The sequence below is a fragment of the Pseudomonas sp. 8(2025) genome (genome assembly GCF_052665325.1).
Window position 1 is genome coordinate 279,232 of record NZ_JBQOIE010000002.1, and the last position, 19,508, is coordinate 298,739.

A 19,508-nucleotide genomic window follows, 5' to 3' on the forward strand; every position below is an offset into this window, starting at 1 on the left:
CCAGCTGATGCCACACGTGCGTGGCAAACATGAGGATAAAAATATGGCTACCACCACCCTCGGGGTCAAACTCGACGACCCTACCCGCGAGCGCCTCAAGGCCGCCGCGGCCTCGATCGATCGTACGCCGCACTGGCTGATCAAGCAGGCGATTTTCAATTACCTGGAAAAACTCGAGGGTGGTGCAACCCTGACCGAGCTGAGCAGTGCCACCGCCAAAGACGGCGAGGATGCCGGCGAGGTACAGACCGATCACGCTCACCAATGCTTCCTGGAGTTCGCCGAAAGCATTCTCCCGCAGTCGGTGCTGCGCGCCTCGATCACCGCCGCCTACCGCCGCCCGGAACCGGAAGTGGTGCCGATGCTGCTGGAGCAGGCGCGCTTGCCGGCCGCCACCGCCGAAGCCGCAAACAAGCTGGCCGCCTCGATCGCCGAGAAGCTGCGCAACCAGAAGAGCGCCGGCGGCCGTGCCGGTATCGTCCAGGGCCTGCTGCAGGAGTTCTCCCTGTCGTCCCAGGAAGGCGTGGCGCTGATGTGCCTGGCCGAAGCCCTGCTGCGCATCCCCGACAAGGGCACCCGTGACGCGCTGATCCGCGACAAGATCAGCACCGGCAACTGGCAGCCGCACCTGGGCAACAGCCCATCGCTGTTCGTCAACGCCGCCACCTGGGGCCTGCTGCTTACCGGCAAGCTGGTGTCGACCCACAACGAAGCCGGCCTGACCTCCTCCCTGAGCCGCATCATCGGCAAGAGCGGCGAGCCGATGATCCGCAAGGGCGTGGACATGGCCATGCGCTTGATGGGCGAACAGTTCGTCACCGGCGAAACCATCGCCGAAGCCCTGGCCAACGCCAGCAAGTTCGAAGCCAAGGGCTTCCGCTATTCCTACGACATGCTCGGCGAAGCCGCACTGACCGAGCACGACGCACAGAAGTACCTCGCGTCCTACGAGCAGGCCATCCACTCCATCGGCAAGGCCTCCCACGGTCGCGGCATCTATGAAGGCCCGGGCATCTCCATCAAGCTCTCGGCCCTGCACCCGCGCTACAGCCGCGCCCAGTACGAGCGCGTTATGGAAGAGCTGTACCCGCGCCTGCTGTCCCTGACCCTGCTGGCCAAGCAGTACGACATCGGCCTGAACATCGACGCCGAGGAAGCCGACCGCCTGGAGCTGTCCCTGGACCTGCTGGAGCGCCTGTGCTTCGAGCCGCAACTGACCGGCTGGAACGGTATCGGCTTCGTGATCCAGGCCTACCAGAAGCGCTGCCCGTACGTGATCGACTATGTCATCGATCTGGCCCGTCGCAGCCGTCACCGCCTGATGATCCGCCTGGTGAAAGGCGCCTACTGGGACAGCGAGATCAAGCGCGCCCAGGTCGAAGGCCTGGAAGGCTATCCGGTCTACACCCGCAAGGTGTACACCGACGTTTCCTACATCGCCTGCGCACGCAAGCTGCTGTCGGTGCCGGAAGTCATCTACCCGCAGTTCGCCACCCACAACGCCCACACTCTGTCGGCGATCTACCACATTGCCGGTCAGAACTATTACCCCGGCCAGTACGAGTTCCAGTGCCTGCACGGCATGGGCGAACCGCTGTACGAGCAAGTGGTGGGCAAGGTTGCCGAGGGCAAGCTGAACCGTCCATGCCGCGTCTATGCACCGGTGGGCACCCACGAAACCCTGCTGGCCTACCTGGTACGCCGGCTGCTGGAAAACGGCGCCAACACCTCGTTCGTCAACCGTATCGCCGACCAGTCGATCTCGATCCAGGAACTGGTGGCCGATCCGGTGACCCAGATCGAACAGATGGCCACCCTGGAAGGCGGCTTCGGCCTGCCGCACCCGCGCATTCCATTGCCGCGTGACCTGTATGGCGCCGAGCGGGCCAACTCCGCCGGCATCGACATGGCCAACGAACACCGCCTGGCGTCGCTGTCCTGCGCACTGCTGGCCACCGCCCACAACAACTGGAAAGCCGCACCGATGCTCGGTTGCGCCGCCAGCAGCGAAACCCCGGCGCCGGTACTCAACCCGTCGGACCATCGCGACGTGGTGGGCCATGTCCAAGAAGCCACGGTCGAAGACGTCGACAACGCCATCCAGTGCGCCCTCAACGCCGCACCGATCTGGCAGGCCACGCCGCCGGCCGAACGCGCTGCAATCCTGGAACGCGCCGCCGACCTGATGGAAGGCGAGATCCAGCCGCTGATGGGCCTGCTGGCCCGGGAAGCCGGCAAGACCTTCGCCAACGCCATCGCCGAAGTGCGTGAAGCCGTGGACTTCCTGCGTTACTACGCGGTGCAGGCCCGCAACGACTTCAGCAACGACGCCCACCGTCCGCTGGGCCCGGTGGTGTGCATCAGCCCATGGAACTTCCCGCTGGCGATCTTCAGTGGCCAGGTCGCCGCGGCCCTCGCCGCCGGTAACCCGGTATTGGCCAAGCCGGCCGAACAGACTCCGCTGGTAGCCGCCCAGGCCGTGCGCCTGCTGCTCGAAGCCGGGATTCCCGAAGGCGTGCTGCAACTGCTGCCGGGCCAGGGCGAAAGCGTCGGTGCCCGCCTGGTGGGTGACGAGCGCGTCAAGGGCGTGATGTTCACCGGCTCCACCGAGGTCGCGCGCCTGCTGCAACGCAACATCGCCGGGCGTCTGGACAACCAGGGCCGGCCGATCCCGCTGATCGCCGAAACCGGTGGCCAGAACGCCATGATCGTCGACTCCTCGGCCCTGACCGAACAGGTGGTCATCGACGTGGTGTCCTCGGCCTTCGACAGTGCCGGCCAGCGTTGCTCGGCCCTGCGCGTGCTGTGCCTGCAGGAAGATTCCGCCGACCGCGTGATCGAAATGCTCAAGGGCGCCATGGCCGAAAACCGCCTGGGCAACCCTGAGCGCCTGTCGGTGGACATCGGCCCGGTGATCGACGCCGAAGCCAAGGCCGGCATCGAGAAGCACATCCAGGCCATGCGCGACAAAGGTCGCAACGTGTACCAGATGGCCATCGCCGACGGCGAAGAATGCAAGCGCGGCACCTTTGTCATGCCGACCCTGATCGAGCTGGAAAGCTTTGACGAGCTGCAGCGCGAGATCTTCGGTCCGGTGCTGCACGTGGTGCGCTACAAGCGCAAGGAAATCGACCAGCTGATCGCCCAGATCAACGCTTCCGGCTACGGCCTGACCCTGGGCGTGCACACCCGGATCGACGAGACCATCGCCAAGGTGGTGGACAACGTCCACGCCGGTAACGTCTACGTCAACCGCAACATCGTCGGTGCCGTGGTCGGCGTGCAACCGTTCGGCGGCGAAGGCCTGTCGGGCACCGGCCCGAAAGCCGGCGGCCCGCTGTACCTGTACCGCCTGCTGTCGACCCGCCCGGTGGATGCCATCGAGCAGTCCTTTGCCCGTGGCGACGCCGAGAACGCCCCGGACCTGCGCCTGCGCGAAGTCCTCAGCAAGCCGTTGAACGCCCTGCAAGCCTGGGCCGAGAGCAGCAAGCTGGCGGAACTGGCGATCCTGTGCAAACAGTTCGCCGGCCAGTCCCAGAGCGGCATCACCCGGCAGTTGACCGGCCCTACCGGCGAGCGCAACAGCTACGCCATCCTGCCCCGCGAGCACGTCCTGTGCCTGGCGGAGGTCGAGGGTGACCTGCTGACCCAACTGGCAGCCGTGCTGGCCGTCGGTGGCTCGGCGGTGTGGCCGGAAAGCGAGATCAGCAAGGCGCTGTTCGCCCGCTTGCCGAAGGAAGTCCAGGCACGCATCCAGCGCGTGGCCGACTGGAGCAAGGACGAAGTGGTATTCGACGCCGTCCTGCACCACGGTGATTCCGACCAGCTGCGCAGCGTCTGCCAGCAGGTGGCCCAGCGTGCCGGTGCCATCGTTGGCGTCCAGGGCCTGTCCCAGGGCGAGACCGCGATTGCCCTGGAGCGCCTGGTGATCGAGCGCGCCTTGAGCGTCAACACCGCAGCGGCCGGCGGCAACGCCAGCCTGATGACCATCGGCTGAAGCCGATAGTCAGCACCCTGGAAAAGAGCGCCCTCAGCGGCGCTCTTTTTTTGCCCGACGCCATTTCCTGTAGCCGCTGCCGCAGGCTGCGACCGGCCGGAACGGCCGTAGCGATTTCATTGCCGCCGAAGCTCCTGCGGGACTTATCGCAGCCTTCGGCAGCGGCGACAGGGGCTGTGCCTGTTTGGCATCTTTATCACCCACATCAATCTTGCTATCCAGCCTTCATTCACGCGCCTAGACTCGGCCCATTCCCTATCCCACAGGTATGCCGCCATGTCCGAGACGCTGCTCAGTTCCCGCAATCTGGCCTTCGAACTGTATGAGGTACTCGACGCCGAGGGCCTGACCCAGCGCGAGCGGTTTGCCGAGCACAACCGGGAAACCTTCGACGCCGCCCTGAGCACCGCCCGCAGCATCGCCGAGAAGTTCTTCGCCCCCCACAACCGTAAGGGCGATGAGCACGAGCCACGCTACGAAGACGGCCAGGCGGTGCTGATCCCCGAGGTGAAACCGGCGGTGGATGCGTTCCTCGAAGCCGGCTTCCTGAATGCCGCCCGCAGTTTCGAAGCCGGCGGCATGCAACTGCCAACCCTGCTGTCCCAGGCCTGCTTCGCCCACTTCCAGGCGGCCAACGCGGCCTCGACCTCCTACCCGTTCCTGACCATGGGCGCCGCCAACCTGATCGAGAGCTTCGGCACCGAAGAACAGAAACAACGCTTCCTGCAGCCGATGATCGACGGTCGCTTCTTCGGCACCATGGCCCTGACCGAGCCCCATGCCGGCTCGTCGCTATCGGATATACGCACCCGCGCCGAACCGGCCGCCGACGGCAGCTACCGGCTCAAGGGCAACAAGATCTTCATTTCCGGCGGCGACCACCCGCTGTCGGAAAACATCGTGCACATGGTCCTGGCCAAGCTGCCGGACGCGCCGCCCGGGGTGAAGGGCATTTCGCTGTTTATCGTGCCCAAGTTCCTGGTCAACGACGACGGCAGCCTGGGGCCGCGCAACGATGTGCTGCTGGCTGGGCTGTTCCACAAGATGGGCTGGCGCGGCACCACCTCCACCGCGCTGAACTTCGGCGATAACGGCCAGTGCGTGGGCTATCTGGTGGGCAAGCCCCATCACGGCCTGAGCTACATGTTCCAGATGATGAACGAGGCGCGAATCGGCGTCGGCATGGGTGCGGTGATGCTCGGCTACGCCGGCTACCTGTACTCCCTGGAATACGCCCGCGAACGCCCGCAAGGTCGCCTGCCGGACAGCAAGGACCCGAGCACCGCGCCGGTGGCGATCATCCAGCACCCCGATGTGCGGCGCATGTTGCTGACCCAGAAGGCCTACGTCGAAGGCGCCTTCGACCTGGGGCTATACGCGGCGCGGCTGTTTGACGACACCACCACCCTGGCCGATGCGGCCGAGCGCCAGCAGGCCCACGAACTGCTGGACCTGCTGACCCCGATCGTCAAGTCCTGGCCTTCAGAGTTCTGCCTGAAGGCCAACGAACTGGCGATCCAGATTCTCGGCGGCCACGGCTATACCCGGGAGTACCCGGTGGAGCAGTACTACCGCGACAACCGCCTGAACCCGATTCACGAAGGCACCCACGGCATCCAGTCCCTGGACCTGCTGGGACGCAAGCTGGCGCAGAACGGCGGCGCCGGGCTCAAGCGCCTGGTACGCCTGATTGCCGAGACCGGCGAGCGGGCCCGCGCCCATCAATCACTGGACGCCCTGCGCCTGCCCCTGGAACAACTGGTAACGCGCCTGCAAAGCGTGACGCTGGGGTTGCTGGGTGACCTGGCCAGCGGCAAGGTCACCGCCACCCTGGCCAACTCGGCGCTGTATCTGAAAGCCTTCGGCCATGCGGTGATCGGCTGGCGCTGGCTGGAACAGGCCATCCGGGCCGAGGAAGGACTGGCGCGAGCAGTGGCGGCGGATCGGGATTTCTACCTGGGCAAGTTGCAGGCCGCGCGCTACTTCCTGACCTGGGAAGTGCCAGGCTGCCAGCACGAGCTGGCACTGCTGGAAGCGCGGGACGATACCTGCCTGAGCATGCAGGACGCCTGGTTCTGAGGCCACCCAGGAGCCGGCTGCCGACGAAGGCGCCCGGCCTGACGCACCGCGGCGCATGGTTCGCTGGCAAGCCAGCTCCTGCACCAGGCGCCATTGCTCCCCGTAGGAGCCGGCTTGCCGGCGAAGGCGCCCGGCCTGACGCACCGCGGCGGGTGGTCAGTGCAGCTTGAAGCCGCCCACCTGTCGGGCCAGGTCCTCGGAGAGGCGCTGCAGGGTCCGGCAGTCTTCACGGCAGGCCTGGACTTCGGCCGCGGTGGCCCGGGCCAGATCGGAGATGCCCTGGACATTGCGGTTGATCTCTTCGGTCACCGCCGACTGCTCCTCGGTGGCGGTGGCCACTTGCTGGTTCATGTCGCTGATGTGCTCAACCTGCCCGGTAATCGCTGTCAGCGAAGCCCCGGTCTGCTGGCTGGACTGCACCCCGGTACCCGTGGCCGACTGCCCGGCATGCATGGAGGCCACGGCATTCTCCGCGCCCTGCTTGAGGCTCTGGATCATCTGCTGGATCTCGTCGGTGGAAGCCTGGGTGCGCTGGGCCAGGGTCCGCACTTCGTCCGCCACCACGGCAAAGCCTCGGCCCATTTCCCCGGCACGGGCTGCCTCGATAGCCGCATTGAGGGCCAGCAGGTTGGTCTGCTCGGAGACCCCGCGGATCACCGCCAATACCTGATCGATGGAGGCCACCTGATGCGCCAGTTCACTGACAGCGCTGGCGGCCAGGGCAATTTCCCCGGACATGCTTTCGATGTGCCGGATCGAGCCGTCCACCACCCCCTGGGCCAGCTGGGCCTCATCCCGGGCCGCCTGGGACGCATCGGCCGCCTGCCCGGCATTGCGCGCGATGTCCTGGACGGTCAGGCCCATCTGGTGCACGGCCGTGGCCACCATGTCGGTCATTTCCTGCTGCCGCCCCGAGCGCTCGGCAGTGTTCTCCACCACCGCCGCCACCTGCCCCACGGATGAGCGCAGACGCTCGGTGGTGGCCAGCACTTCGCCGATCATGCCGTGCTGGCTGTCGAGAAAACGATTGAAACCCCGGGCCAGGTCCCCCAGCTCGTCGGCCCGGCTGGCATCCAGGCGCAGGGTCAGGTCGCCACCACCGCTGCCGATGGCTACCAGCCCGGCGGTCACCTGGCGTACCGGCCGCACCAGGCCGCGAGCCAGCCAGATCACCAGCAGCAGGCAGACCAGGGCGATAGCCAGGCCGATGCCGGTGGTCAGCCACAAGGTTTGCCGGGCATCGGCGTAGATCTGCGCTTCGGGCACCTCGGCCACCAGCGACCACCCCATGCCCCGCAGTGGCAGGCTCAGGGCCACAAAGTCTTCGCCGTCGCGCACGAACCGGCTGCTGGCCAGCCCCTCGTGCCCCATGACCGCCTGGGCGGCCGACTCGCCGATCTGCTCGGACAGGTGCCGCTTGCCGCTGAACTGCGCCTCGGGGTGAACCTGGATCAAGCCGTCGGCGCGCACCAGATAGACCTTGCCGTGCTCGCCGAAGCTGAAATCATGGATCAGTTGCGACAGCGCCTGCATCTTCAGCCCGAGCCCGGCCACCCCCACCAGCTTGCCGTCCTTCTTGACCCGCATGTCGATGAACATCGCCAACTCGCCGGTGGCCACATCGGTGTCGATGTTGAGCAGCCGCGGCTTGTCGCTGTCGATGAAGCTGTAGAACCAGGCGTCCTTCGGATTGGAACGGCTGAGGGTGCGATCCAGCCCCTTCTCGTTGTAGTAGTGGTTGGTCGCGGTGCCCACCATCAAGGTGGTGAAGGCCTGGTTTTCGGCGCGGATGCCTTCCAGGTAGTCGACGAACACCTGGGCCTGGGCCGGATCCTCGCCGCCTGCCAGCCAATCGCGCAGCATGCCGTTGCTGGCAATGTCCCGGGCGACCGTCAGCGGCTGGGCGAGGATGCGTTCGATATCGTTGCGCATGGCTTCGATGCTCGAAGGCAGCGCCTTGTCCACCAGGTAGTTCTGGGTCAGGTGGTTGATCACCACGGTGTAGACCGCCACCACCACCAGCAGGCTGACCAGCAGGGCCGAGCCCATGCTGAGGACCAGTTGCCATTGAATACTGCGTCGCCAGAATTGCATGGAACACCTCTTTCTTATTGGTATAAGAGGCTGAAATGTCGCGCCAGCCGCGGAAGGTTGTATACAAACATTAGTTATGTTTGTCCAACCTATAACCCTGCGGCTGTGTGCAGTTCCGTCAGTTCTGTTGAATGGTCTTGGCAATGACCTCGACGGTGGCGCTCACTTGCTCCTGATAGCGCTCCAGTTCCTGGGCATGGCGCTTCTGCATCTCGATCTGCTGCGAGCACAGGTTCATCGCCGCCAGCACCAGCAGGCGCTCGCCGATCAGCGTCGGGTACTTCTTCTTGGTGTCGGCCAGGGCCGCCTTGAGCATCAGCGCAGCGTCCATCAGGGTCTGTTCTTCCCCGGCCGGCGCCTTGATCGAGTAATCCTCCCCCAGGATCGAAACGACCTTCACTCCATCGATGTGATGTCTCATGGATTGGCCGGGCTCGCGCTGACACGCTCAACCAGCGCCTGGATCCGGGCAGCGGTGGCGCCTTGCTTTTCTTCCTGCTCCATCAGGCTCAGTTGCAGGCTTTCGTTTTCATCCTTGGCCTGGTCCAGTTGTTCCTTGAGGGCTGCGTTCGTACCGAGCAGTTCCTGGTTCTGTACCACCAGGTCGCTGACCAGCTGTTCCAATTGGCTGAGGGATGCTTCCAACATTTTGATCTTCCGGGCTTTTTGCAAAGGGCGCGTACGATAAAGAAAAGTCACCCTGGATGCCAGGGTTATCCAGGCGCAAAGCCTTGATTTTACTGGCGATGACCCTTCCGCGAGAGCTGTTAGAGACTGTCATTCTGCGCTCCGGTTCCTGACGCCTCGTCGGAGTCTCGGACTTTTATGAACTTTCCCAGTTACGCATAAGAAATTTCTGAAACTGCATCCGCCGGTTCAAGAAGCCATTGTTCAACGCGATAGACAGGTACGTCCCTGATCCTGCCAGCGCAATAAAGCGCTCACCCGAGGTAATGTCCATGTCCCTGCGCTCCCTGAATATTGCCCCGAGGGCTTTCCTCGGATTTGCCCTGATCGGCTGCCTGATGCTGTTTCTCGGGGTGTTCGCCCTGAATCAGATGGGCAAGATCCGCTCAGCCACCGAGCGCATGAGCCAGGACACCATCCCGAGCATCAAGAGCGTCGATGAATTCACCCAGCTCAGCCTGCGCCAACGGGTCCAGGCCTACCGGCTGCTGCTCAACCGCGAACCCCAGGCCCAGCAGCAGACCCTGGATGCCATCGACCAGCGCAACCAGAAGATCGAAGAAGCCCGGGCCCAGTACCTGAAGCTCATCAGCAGCCCCGAGGAGCGCCTTGCCTACGAGCAATACGGCACGCTGCTGAGCCACCACCGGCAGTTGGAGAGCCAACTGATCGAGCTGTCGCACAACAACCAGCTTGAGGCCATGCAACAACTGCTCAATACCGACCTGATGGACAGCGCCGAAAAGATCAACGCGGTCCTCAACCAACTGGTGGAGATCAACAGCCATTACGCCACCGTCGCCGACGATGATGCTGCCGCTCAGTACCGCAGAGCCTTCAATCTGGTGGTAGGGCTGCTGGTGCTGGCCAGCGCCCTGACCCTGCTGTTCGCCTGGCGCCTGATCCGCAGCATCACCCAGCCCATCGCCAATGCCCTGAGGGCCGCCGAAGAGATCGCCGAAGGCAACCTGACCCGCCCCATCACGGTCGATGGCAGCGACGAAGCCGGGCGCCTGCTGCAAGCCATGGTCACGATGCAGGAAAAGCTGCGCGACACCCTGCAGAGTATTTCCGGCTCCGCCCATCAGTTGGCGTCGGCGGCCGAAGAGCTCAACAGCGTCACCGAGGAAGGCGCCCGCGGCCTGACCCAGCAGAACAACGAGATCGAACAGGCCGCCACCGCGGTCAATGAAATGACCAGCGCCGTGGAGGAAGTGGCGCGCAATGCGGTGAGCACCTCCGAAGCCTCGAAGAGCGCCACCACTTCCGCCGGCGACGGCCGCGACCTGGTGCGCGAAACCGTGTCGGCCATCGAGCGCATGAGCTCCGACGTGCAAGGCACCGCCAGCCTGATCGGCGACCTGGCCAACGAGTCCCGGGACATCGGCAAGGTACTGGACGTGATTCGCGGCCTGGCCGACCAGACCAACCTGCTGGCCCTCAATGCCGCCATCGAGGCTGCCCGGGCCGGTGAGGCCGGTCGCGGTTTTGCCGTGGTCGCCGACGAAGTCCGCGCCCTGGCCCACCGCACCCAGCAGTCCACCAGCGAAATCGAACGCATGATCGGCAGCATCCAGAGCGGCACCGAGCACGCCGTGGACTCCATGCGCAACAGCACCGAACGCGCCGAATCGACCCTGAGCATCGCCCGGGGGGCCGGCCAGTCCCTGGACACCATCAACAGCGCCATCAGCGAAATCAACGAACGCAACCTGGTGATCGCCAGCGCCGCTGAAGAACAGGCCCAGGTGGCCCGTGAAGTGGACCGCAACCTGGTGAACATCCGCGACCTGTCGGTACAGTCCACCACCGGTGCCAACCAGACCCAGGCCGCCAGCAGCGAGCTGTCACGCCTGGCGGTCGACCTGAACAACCTGGTCACCCGATTCAAGCTCTGAAGCCCTTGCGCCCTGCTCCAGCTCCCGCCGTTGAGCGGTGGGGGCTGGTGAGGGTGGCGTTCAAGGCACCCCAGCAGGCAGGTACCGGACAGGCTTAATCCACGGCGAGACTCAAGACTTTAGTCGTACGACCGATAAGTCACGGTAGAGTCAGTCTCAAGCCCCGCACGGATGCGCCCTTTTTGGTACCTACCATGTCCCTTCGTAATATGAATATCGCTCCGCGGGCCTTCCTCGGCTTCGCCATGATCGGCGGCTTGATGCTGATCCTCGGGGTGTTCGCCCTGAACCAGATGAGCAAGATCCGCGGCGCCGCCGAAGACATCACGTCGAGCAGCGTGCCAAGCATCAAGAGCCTCGACGAATTCACCCAGTTGACCCTGCGCCTGCGGGTGCTGTCCTACCGCTTGCTGGTGAACCGTGAGCCGGACGTGCAGCAAAAGACCATCGAACTGCTGGAAATGCGCAACCAGCAGATCCGCGCCGCCCAGGTCATCTACGAAAAATTCATCACCAGCCCGGAAGAAAAATCCGCCTACGAGCAGTATCTCCAATTGCTGGGCCAGTACCGGCAGATCGAAGAGCGGATGAAGAGCCTGTCGCGCAACAATCAGGTGGATGAGCTGCGCAACTTGCTCAACACCGAACTGCTGAACAACTCCGAAGCCATGAACACCGTGCTCAACCGCTTGCTGGAGATCAACACCCAGCAGACCGTGGACACCAACCAGCAAGCCGCCGAACAGTACTCCTCGGCCTTCAACCTGGTGGTGGCGCTGCTGGTGCTGGCTACTGGCCTGACCTTCCTCTTCGCCTGGCTGCTGACCCGCAGCATCACCCAGCCCATCGCCAACGCCCTGGGCGCCGCCGAGGAAATCGCCGAGGGCAACCTGACCCGGCCGATCAAGGTCGATGGCAGTGACGAGGCCGGGCGCCTGTTGCAGGCCATGGCCAAGATGCAGGAAAAACTGCGCGACACCCTGCAGCGCATCTCCGGTTCCGCCACCCAGTTGGCTTCGGCGGCCGAAGAGCTCAACAGCGTCACCGAGGAAAGCGCCCGCGGCCTGACCCAGCAGAACAACGAGATCGAACAGGCCGCCACCGCGGTCAATGAAATGACCAGCGCCGTGGAAGAAGTGGCACGCAATGCGGTGAGCACCTCCGAAGCCTCGAAGAATGCCACCGCCTCCGCCGGCGACGGCCGCGACCTGGTGCAGGAAACCGTGTCAGCCATCGAGCGCATGAGCTCCGACGTGCAAGGCACCGCCAGCCTGATCGGCGACCTGGCCAACGAGTCCCGGGACATCGGCAAGGTGCTGGACGTGATTCGCGGCCTGGCCGACCAGACCAACCTGCTGGCCCTCAATGCCGCCATCGAGGCCGCCCGTGCCGGTGAGGCCGGTCGCGGTTTTGCCGTGGTCGCCGACGAAGTCCGCGCCCTGGCCCACCGCACCCAGCAGTCCACCAGCGAAATCGAACGCATGATCGGCAGCATCCAGAGCGGCACCGAGCACGCCGTGGATTCCATGCGCAACAGCACCGAACGCGCCGAATCGACCCTGAATATCGCCCGGGGTGCCGGCCTGTCCCTGGACACCATCAACAGCGCCATCATCGAGATCAACGAACGCAACCTGGTGATCGCCAGCGCCGCTGAAGAACAGGCCCAGGTGGCCCGGGAAGTGGACCGCAACCTGGTGAACATCCGCGACTTGTCGGTGCAGTCCTCCACCGGTGCCAACCAGACCAGTGCAGCCAGCAACGAGCTGTCGCGCCTGGCCGTGGACCTCAACGGCATGGTTGCCCGCTTCCGCCTCTGAAACACCCCGCCAGCCCTGGATGGCGCCGGTAAAACGGCGCCGGAATTCGCACCTGGGGAATCCGCCACTGTCGCCAAAAGCTTTTTGACAGTGGCGTATTTCAACAGGTTAGAATCGCTGGCACGCAGACTGCATGGTCAGCCTACGCCCGCCTTTTTCGCCCTGGAGTACTGCCTTTGAATGCGACGACCATCAACAGCCTGTTCTTGATCGGCGCGTTGCTGGTAGGTGCGAGCATTCTGGTGAGTTCACTTTCATCGCGCCTGGGCATCCCGATCCTGGTGATCATCCTGGCCGTGGGCATGACCGCCGGGGTGGACGGCGGCGGCATCATCTTCGACAACTACCCGACCGCCTACCTGGTGGGCAACCTGGCCCTGGCCGTGATCCTGCTGGACGGCGGCCTGCGTACCCGGGTCGCGAGTTTCCGCGTGGCCCTGTGGCCGGCGCTGTCCCTGGCCACGGTGGGGGTGCTGATCACCACTGGCCTGACCGGCATGGCAGCCGCCTGGCTGTTCGACCTCAACCTGATCCAGGGCCTGCTGATCGGCGCCATCGTCGGCTCCACCGACGCCGCCGCGGTGTTCTCGCTGCTGGGGGGCAAGGGCCTCAACGAGCGGGTCACCGCCAGCCTGGAGATCGAATCCGGCAGCAACGACCCGATGGCGGTGTTCCTCACCGTGACCCTGATCGACATGCTCGCCAGCGGCCACACCGGCCTGCACTGGAGCCTGCTGACGGACCTGATCCGCGAGTTCGGCATCGGCGCGGTGATCGGCCTGGGCGGTGGCTGGCTGATGTTGCAACTGGTCAACCGCATCCACCTGGCCACCGGTCTGTACCCGATCCTGGTGGTGGCCGGCGGCCTGGTGGTGTTCGCCCTGACCAACGCCCTGCACGGCAGCGGCTTCCTCGCCGTGTACCTGTGCGGCCTGGTGATCGGCAACCGCCCGGTACGCAGCCGCCACGGCATCCTGCACATGCTCGACGGCATGGCCTGGCTGGCACAGATCGGCATGTTCCTGGTGCTGGGGCTGCTGGTCACCCCCCACGACCTGCTGCCCATCGCCCTGCCGGCCCTGGGCCTGGCGCTGTGGATGATCCTGTTCGCCCGACCGCTGTCGGTGCTGGTGGGCCTGGCGCCGTTCAAGGCCTTCCATGGCCGGGAAAAGGCCTTCATTTCCTGGGTCGGGCTGCGCGGTGCGGTACCGATCATTCTCGCGGTGTTCCCGCTGATGGCCGGGCTGCCCAATGCCCAGCTGTACTTCAACCTGGCGTTCTTCATCGTCCTGATCTCGCTGCTGGTGCAGGGCACCAGCCTGCCGTGGGTGGCCAAGTGGCTGAAGGTGACGGTTCCACCGGAGCCGGCACCGATCTCCCGGGCGGCCCTGGAGGTCCACGTCACCAGCGAGTGGGAGCTGTTCGTCTACCGCCTGGGGGCGGAGAAATGGTGCATCGGCGCCGCCCTGCGGGAGCTGAAAATGCCCGAGGGCACGCGCATCGCCGCACTGTTTCGTGGCCAGCAACTGCTCCATCCGTCGGGTAGTACGGTGCTCGAAGCCGACGATCTGCTGTGCGTGATCGGCCATGAACACAACCTCCCGGCCCTGGGCAAACTCTTCAGCCAGGCTCCGGAACGCGGCCTGGACCTGCGCTTCTTCGGTGACTTCGTGCTCGAGGGCGATGCCCAGCTGGGCGCGGTCTCGGCGCTCTACGGGCTCAAGCTCGACGGCCAGGACGCAGACATGCCGCTGGGCGCCTTCATCGCCCAGAAGGTCGGTGGTGCACCGGTGGTCGGCGACCAGGTGGAATGGAACAACACCATCTGGACCGTGGCCGTGATGGACGGGAACAAGATCGGCAAGGTCGGCGTCAGATTCCCCGAAGGAAGTCGCCCCGGCCCCGGACTCTTCCTCTAAACTGCGGAACGCGTCAGCCCCCGGCATGGCGCCCCCTATTCCTACTTGCTTGACCGACCTCTATGCCTATCCTGCGTAAATTTTTCGCTGTTGCCCTGCTGGGCCTGAGCCTCTCTGTCGGCGCGGTACAGGGCGGTGACCCGCCCAGCGCCGAGGCGGTCCAGCAGAGCCTGGACAAGATCGCCGAGCGCAAACTGCCGGAGGCCGACCAGAAGGCCCTGCAGACCCTGCTGCAGAACACCCTGAACCAGCTGGCCAACAAGCAGAACTATGAGCAGCGCCTGAGCGATCTCAAGCAGCAATTGAGCAATGCCCCGCGCCAGACATCGGAAAACCAGCGCGAACTGGCCCGCCTGAAAGCCAGCAAAGTGGTCCCGGTGATCCAGCGCTACGGCTCGTTGCCGGTATCGCAGCTCGAACAGCTGCTGACCGAGCGCACCAGCCTGCAGGGCGACCTGCAAAAGGCCCTGGCCGACGCCAATACCCTGGACATCACCGCCCAGACCCGCCCCGAGCGCGCCCAGGCGGAGATCAGCAGCAGCCAGACGCGCATCCTGCAGATCAACGCCGCACTCAAATCCGGCAAGGACGGCGGCAAGCTACTCAGCGCCGACCAGCGTAACCTGCTCAACGCCGAGCTGGCAGCGATCAACGCGCTGATCCCCCTGCGCCGCCAGGAACTGGCCGGCAACAGCCAATTGCAGGATCTGGGCAGTAGCCAGCATGACCTGCTGATGGAAAAGACCGCGCGCCTGGAGCAGGAAATCCAGGACCTGCAGACCCTGATCAACCAGAAGCGCCTGGCCCAGTCCCAGGAAACCGTGACCCAGCAGTCCATCGAGGCGCAGAAGGCCGGGAGCAGCAGCCTGCTGGCCACCGAGAGCGCCAGCAACCTCAGGCTCTCCGACTACCTGCTCAAAAGCACCGACCGCCTCAACGAACTGACCCAGCAGAACCTGCTGACCAAGCAGCAGCTGGACAGCGTGACCCAGAGCGATGCGGCCCTGGACGAGCAGATCAACGTGCTCAAGGGCAGCCTGCTGCTGTCGAAGATCCTCTATAAACAGAAGCAGGCCCTGCCGCGCCTGAAACTGGACCGCGACCTGGCGGACGAAATCGCCGACATCCGCCTCTATCAGTTCGAAGTCAATCAACAGCGCGAGCTGCTGGGCAGCCCCAGCACCTACGTCGACAACCTGCTCAAGAACCAACCCCCGGAACAGGTCACGCCACAACTGCGCCGGACCCTGATCGATCTCGCCATCACCCGCGCCGACCTGCTGGAACGCCTGAACCGCGAGCTGAGCGCGCTGCTCAATGAATCCATCACCCTGCAGCTGAACCAGAAGCAACTGCTCAGCACCTCCCAGAGCATGCGAGCGACCCTCGACGAGCAGATGTTCTGGATCCCCAGCAACAAGCCGCTGGACGCCGAGTGGCTGCAAAGCGTCCCCGTGCGCCTGGAGCGCCAGGTCACTACCCTGCCCTGGGCCTCCAGTCTCAGCGAACTGACTGACGGCCTGGCCCAGCGGCCACTGCTGTTCCTGCCCCTGGCGCTGCTGTTCGGCGCCCTGCTGTGGCGGCGCAAGGCCCTGTATGCGCGCCTGAACAAGGTGCACAAGGACATCGGCCATTTCAAACGCGACAGCCAGTGGCACACACCGCTGGCGATCCTGGTGAACATCCTCCTGGCGATGCCGGTAACCCTGGTCCTGGCCCTGTGCGGCTACGCCCTGCAGATCGACGCCCGTGGGCAGAACGCCAACCTCGGCGCCGCGCTGCTGCAGATCGCCCAGGCCTGGCTGGTGTTCTATACCGCCTATCGGATCCTCGCCCCCGGCGGCGTGGCGGAACTGCATTTCCGCTGGGAAAAACCCCAGGTGGAATTCCTCCAGGGCTGGGTCCGCCGCCTGGGGCTGGTGGTCCTGGCACTGGTGGCCGTGGTGGCGGTGGCCGAGCACCAACCCGCGGCCCTGGCCGAGGACGTGCTGGGCATCGCCGTGGTGCTGACCTGCTATGCACTGATGGCCTGGCTGCTGAGCCGCCTGCTGCTGAGCAGCCCGACCCACCAGAACACCTCGCTGTTCCGCAAGGCCGTGGGCGTGCTCTTCACCCTGCTGCCGATCGCCCTGTTCATCGCCGTGTGCTTCGGCTACTACTACACCGCCCTGAAACTCAGCGACCGGCTGATCAACACCCTGTACCTGCTGATGTTCTGGCTGGTGATCGAGGCCACCTTCGTCCGCGGCCTGAGCGTGGCGGCCCGGCGCCTGGCCTACCAGCGCGCGCTGAGCAAGCGCCAGGCCGCCAAGGAAGCCGGGGAAAGCGGCGAGGCGGTGGTGGAAGAGCCGACCCTGGATATCGAGAAGGTCAACGAGCAATCCCTGCGCCTGATCCGCCTGGCCCTGCTGGGCGGCTTCATGGCGGCGCTGTACTGGGTATGGGCAGACCTGATCACGGTGTTCTCTTACCTGGACAACGTCACCCTCTACGAATACACCAGCGGCACCGGCGCCAACATGAGCATGGTGCCCATCAGCATCGGCGACGTCATCGGCGCGCTGATCATCGTCGGCATCACCTTCGCCCTGGCGCGCAACCTGCCTGGCCTGCTGGAGGTACTGGTGCTGTCCAAGCTGGACCTGGCCCAGGGCAGCGCCTATGCCACCACCACCCTGCTGTCCTACGCCATCGCCGGGATAGGTTTCGTCGCCACCCTGTCGACCCTGGGGGTCAGCTGGGACAAGCTGCAATGGCTGGTGGCCGCCTTGTCCGTGGGCCTGGGCTTCGGCATGCAGGCGATCTTCGCCAACTTCATCTCCGGCATCATCATCCTGTTCGAGCGCCCGGTACGGATCGGCGACACCATCACCATCGGCAACCTGTCGGGCACCGTGAGCAAGATCCGCATCCGCGCCACCACCATCACCGACTTCGACCGCAAGGACATCATCGTCCCCAACCAGACCTTCATCACCGGGCAGTTGATCAACTGGTCGCTGACCGACACCATCACCCGGGTGACCCTCAAGCTCGGTGTCGACTACGGTTCGGACCTGGACCTGGTCAAGGAACTGCTGCTCAAGGCCGCCCGGGAGAACCCGCGGGTCCTCAAGGAGCCGGAACCCCATGTGTACTTCCTGAACTTCGGTGAAAGCACCCTGGACCATGAGCTGCGCATGCACGTGCGCGAGCTGGGGGACCGCAACCCGGTGGTCGACGAAGTCAACCGCTTCATCAACCGCGAGTTCAAGAAACAGCACATCAACATCTCGTTCCGGCAGATGGAGGTCTACCTGAAGAACCTCCACGGCCAGGAATACAAGATGGTGCCCATCGAACCCGAGGCCAAGACCATAGTCCCGGTGGCCGAGGGCAAGCCGCTGCAGGAACCGCCGGCCAGCAAACTCGACTAAGGCCTCTTTCCCCAGCAGAATACTCGGACATTCTGCTGGGAGATGGCCGTTGAAAGCCCTCGACGAACTGACCTTCGACAACCGCTTCGCCCGCCTGGGCGACGCCTTCTCGACCCACGTACTGCCCGAACCCCTCGACAACCCGCGGCTGGTGGCCGCCAGCCCTGGCGCCATGGCGCTGCTGGACCTGGACCCGGCCGTGGCCGAAACCCCGGTGTTCGCCGAACTGTTCGGCGGGCACAAGCTGTGGGCCGAGGCCGAGCCCCGGGCGATGGTCTATTCCGGGCATCAGTTCGGCTCCTACAACCCGCAATTGGGGGACGGCCGCGGGCTGCTGCTGGGCGAGGTCTACAACCAGGCGGGAGAACACTGGGACCTGCACCTGAAGGGCGCCGGCCAGACGCCCTATTCGCGCATGGGCGATGGCCGCGCGGTGCTGCGCTCGTCGATCCGCGAATTCCTTGCCTCCGAGGCCCTGCATGCCCTGGGCATTCCCAGCAGCCGCGCACTGTGCGTGATCGACTCGGACACTCCGGTATGGCGCGAGAAGCAGGAGCGCGGGGCCATGGTCCTGCGCCTGGCACCGAGCCATATCCGCTTCGGCCATTTCGAGTATTTCTACTACACCAAGAAACCCGAGCAGCAGAAGCAGTTGGGGGAGCATGTGCTGGCCCTGCATTTCCCCGAGTGCCAAGAGCTGCCTGAACCCTACCTGGCGATGTTCCGCGAGATCGTCGAGCGCAATGCCGAGCTGATTGCCAAATGGCAGGCCTACGGTTTCTGCCACGGGGTGATGAACACCGACAACATGTCGATCCTGGGCATCACCTTCGACTTCGGCCCCTTCGCCTTCCTCGACGATTTCGACGCCCACTTCATCTGCAACCACTCGGACGATCAGGGGCGCTACTCCTTCAGCAACCAGGTACCCATCGGCCAGTGGAACCTCAGCGCCCTGGCCCAGGCCCTGACCCCGTTCATCAGTGTCGAGGCGCTGCGCGAAAGCCTGGGCCTGTTCCTGCCGCTGTACCAGGCCCACTACCTGGACCTGATGCGCCGGCGCCTGGGCTTCACCCAGGCCGAGGACGACGACCAGCAGCTCGTGGAACGCCTGCTGCAACTGATGCAGAACAGCGGCGTCGACTACAGCCTGTTCTTCCGCCGGCTGGGGGAGCACGCCCCGGAGCAGGCGCTGGCACGGCTGCGGGACGACTTCGTCGACCGCAACGGCTTCGACGCCTGGGCCGAGCTGTACCGGGAACGGGTCGCCCGCGATCCGATCCAGGGCCAGGACCTGCGCCGCGAGCGCATGCACGCGGTCAACCCGCTGTACATCCTGCGCAACTATTTGGCGCAGAAAGCCATCGACGCCGCAGAAGCCGGGGACTACAGCGAAGTGCGCCGCCTGCATCAGGTGCTGAGCCGGCCTTTCGAGGAACAGGCCGGCATGGACAGCTACGCCGAACGCCCGCCGGAGTGGGGCAAGCACCTGGAAATCAGCTGTTCGTCCTGAGTCGGGCGAAGCTGTCCATCGATACCTTCAAGCCCTAGGCCAACCTGCGGACCTGCCGCAGGTTGAGCAGGCGCTTGCCGTCCAG

9 protein-coding genes and 4 pseudogenes are annotated in these 19,508 nt (G+C 64.9%); 9 read left to right on the forward strand and 4 right to left on the reverse strand.

Translation table 11 applies throughout. From position 1 onward, the window contains the following. Positions 1–43 precede the first annotated feature (43 nt). Together putA and ACUXVH_RS05150 are read left to right on the forward strand one after the other, a co-directional pair. On the forward strand, positions 44–3,997 hold the full coding sequence (putA, locus tag ACUXVH_RS05145) for a trifunctional transcriptional regulator/proline dehydrogenase/L-glutamate gamma-semialdehyde dehydrogenase (protein ID WP_015633899.1): 3,954 nt from the start codon (positions 44–46) through the stop codon (positions 3,995–3,997). Positions 3,998–4,273: 276 nt separating this feature from the next. Then, positions 4,274–6,076 (forward strand): acyl-CoA dehydrogenase, encoded by a 1,803-nt coding sequence (locus tag ACUXVH_RS05150; RefSeq protein WP_065364859.1) that lies wholly within the window; start codon positions 4,274–4,276, stop codon positions 6,074–6,076. Between the two features lie 156 nt (positions 6,077–6,232). Here ACUXVH_RS05150 and ACUXVH_RS05155 read toward each other — a convergent pair whose 3' ends face one another. The 4 genes and pseudogenes from ACUXVH_RS05155 to ACUXVH_RS05170 form a co-directional block, all read right to left on the reverse strand. Beyond that, positions 6,233–7,078, reverse strand: coding sequence for a methyl-accepting chemotaxis protein (locus ACUXVH_RS05155; protein ID WP_370511282.1), 846 nt, complete (start codon positions 7,076–7,078; stop codon positions 6,233–6,235). A 21-nt stretch (positions 7,079–7,099) separates the two neighbouring features. Then, positions 7,100–8,170: pseudogene (locus ACUXVH_RS05160) on the reverse strand (cache domain-containing protein); the annotation flags it as partial. Positions 8,171–8,288: 118 nt separating this feature from the next. Beyond that, a complete protein-coding gene (locus ACUXVH_RS05165; protein ID WP_011058865.1) occupies positions 8,289–8,591 on the reverse strand; it encodes a cell division protein ZapA in 303 nt (100 codons plus the stop codon). Next, complete coding sequence (locus ACUXVH_RS05170; protein WP_015633896.1) at positions 8,588–8,818, reverse strand: hypothetical protein; 231 nt, start codon at positions 8,816–8,818, stop codon at positions 8,588–8,590. Before ACUXVH_RS05170 ends, ACUXVH_RS05165 begins: the two co-directional genes overlap by 4 nt. A gap of 311 nt (positions 8,819–9,129) precedes the next feature. Here ACUXVH_RS05170 and ACUXVH_RS05175 point away from each other — a divergent pair. From ACUXVH_RS05175 to selO, 7 genes and pseudogenes are all read left to right on the forward strand, one after another. Beyond that, a pseudogene (locus tag ACUXVH_RS05175) lies at positions 9,130–9,900 on the forward strand (MCP four helix bundle domain-containing protein); the annotation flags it as partial. Further along, positions 9,892–10,755, forward strand: coding sequence for a methyl-accepting chemotaxis protein (locus ACUXVH_RS05180; RefSeq protein ID WP_370511283.1), 864 nt, complete (start codon positions 9,892–9,894; stop codon positions 10,753–10,755). The pseudogene ACUXVH_RS05175 and the gene ACUXVH_RS05180, both read left to right, overlap by 9 nt. Positions 10,756–11,015: 260 nt before the next feature. Then, positions 11,016–11,672 (forward strand): annotated as a pseudogene (locus ACUXVH_RS05185) (MCP four helix bundle domain-containing protein); the annotation flags it as partial. 303 nt (positions 11,673–11,975) lie between these two features. Then, positions 11,976–12,575, forward strand: a pseudogene (locus ACUXVH_RS05190) (methyl-accepting chemotaxis protein); the annotation flags it as partial. Between the two features lie 176 nt (positions 12,576–12,751). After that, positions 12,752–14,494, forward strand: coding sequence for a potassium/proton antiporter (locus tag ACUXVH_RS05195; RefSeq protein WP_011058861.1), 1,743 nt, complete (start codon positions 12,752–12,754; stop codon positions 14,492–14,494). Positions 14,495–14,556: 62 nt separating this feature from the next. Then, entirely contained in the window at positions 14,557–17,910 is a 3,354-nt protein-coding gene (gene mscK, locus ACUXVH_RS05200) for a mechanosensitive channel MscK (protein WP_065364858.1), read from the forward strand. A gap of 49 nt (positions 17,911–17,959) precedes the next feature. Further along, on the forward strand, positions 17,960–19,423 hold the full coding sequence (gene selO / locus ACUXVH_RS05205; RefSeq protein WP_065364857.1) for a protein adenylyltransferase SelO: 1,464 nt from the start codon (positions 17,960–17,962) through the stop codon (positions 19,421–19,423). The last annotated feature ends 85 nt before the right edge of the window (positions 19,424–19,508 follow it).

Excerpts from the sequence above, each read along its gene's own strand:
- putA (WP_015633899.1), top strand. The coding sequence starts at position 44 with ATGGCTACCACCACCCTCGGGGTCAAACTCGACGACCCTACCCGCGAG.
- ACUXVH_RS05150 (WP_065364859.1), top strand. The coding sequence starts at position 4,274 with ATGTCCGAGACGCTGCTCAGTTCCCGCAATCTGGCCTTCGAACTGTAT.
- ACUXVH_RS05155 (WP_370511282.1), bottom strand. The coding sequence starts at position 7,078 with ATGATCGGCGAAGTGCTGGCCACCACCGAGCGTCTGCGCTCATCCGTG.
- ACUXVH_RS05165 (WP_011058865.1), bottom strand. The coding sequence starts at position 8,591 with ATGAGACATCACATCGATGGAGTGAAGGTCGTTTCGATCCTGGGGGAG.
- ACUXVH_RS05170 (WP_015633896.1), bottom strand. The coding sequence starts at position 8,818 with ATGTTGGAAGCATCCCTCAGCCAATTGGAACAGCTGGTCAGCGACCTG.
- ACUXVH_RS05180 (WP_370511283.1), top strand. The coding sequence starts at position 9,892 with ATGCAGGAAAAGCTGCGCGACACCCTGCAGAGTATTTCCGGCTCCGCC.
- mscK (WP_065364858.1), top strand. The coding sequence starts at position 14,557 with ATGCCTATCCTGCGTAAATTTTTCGCTGTTGCCCTGCTGGGCCTGAGC.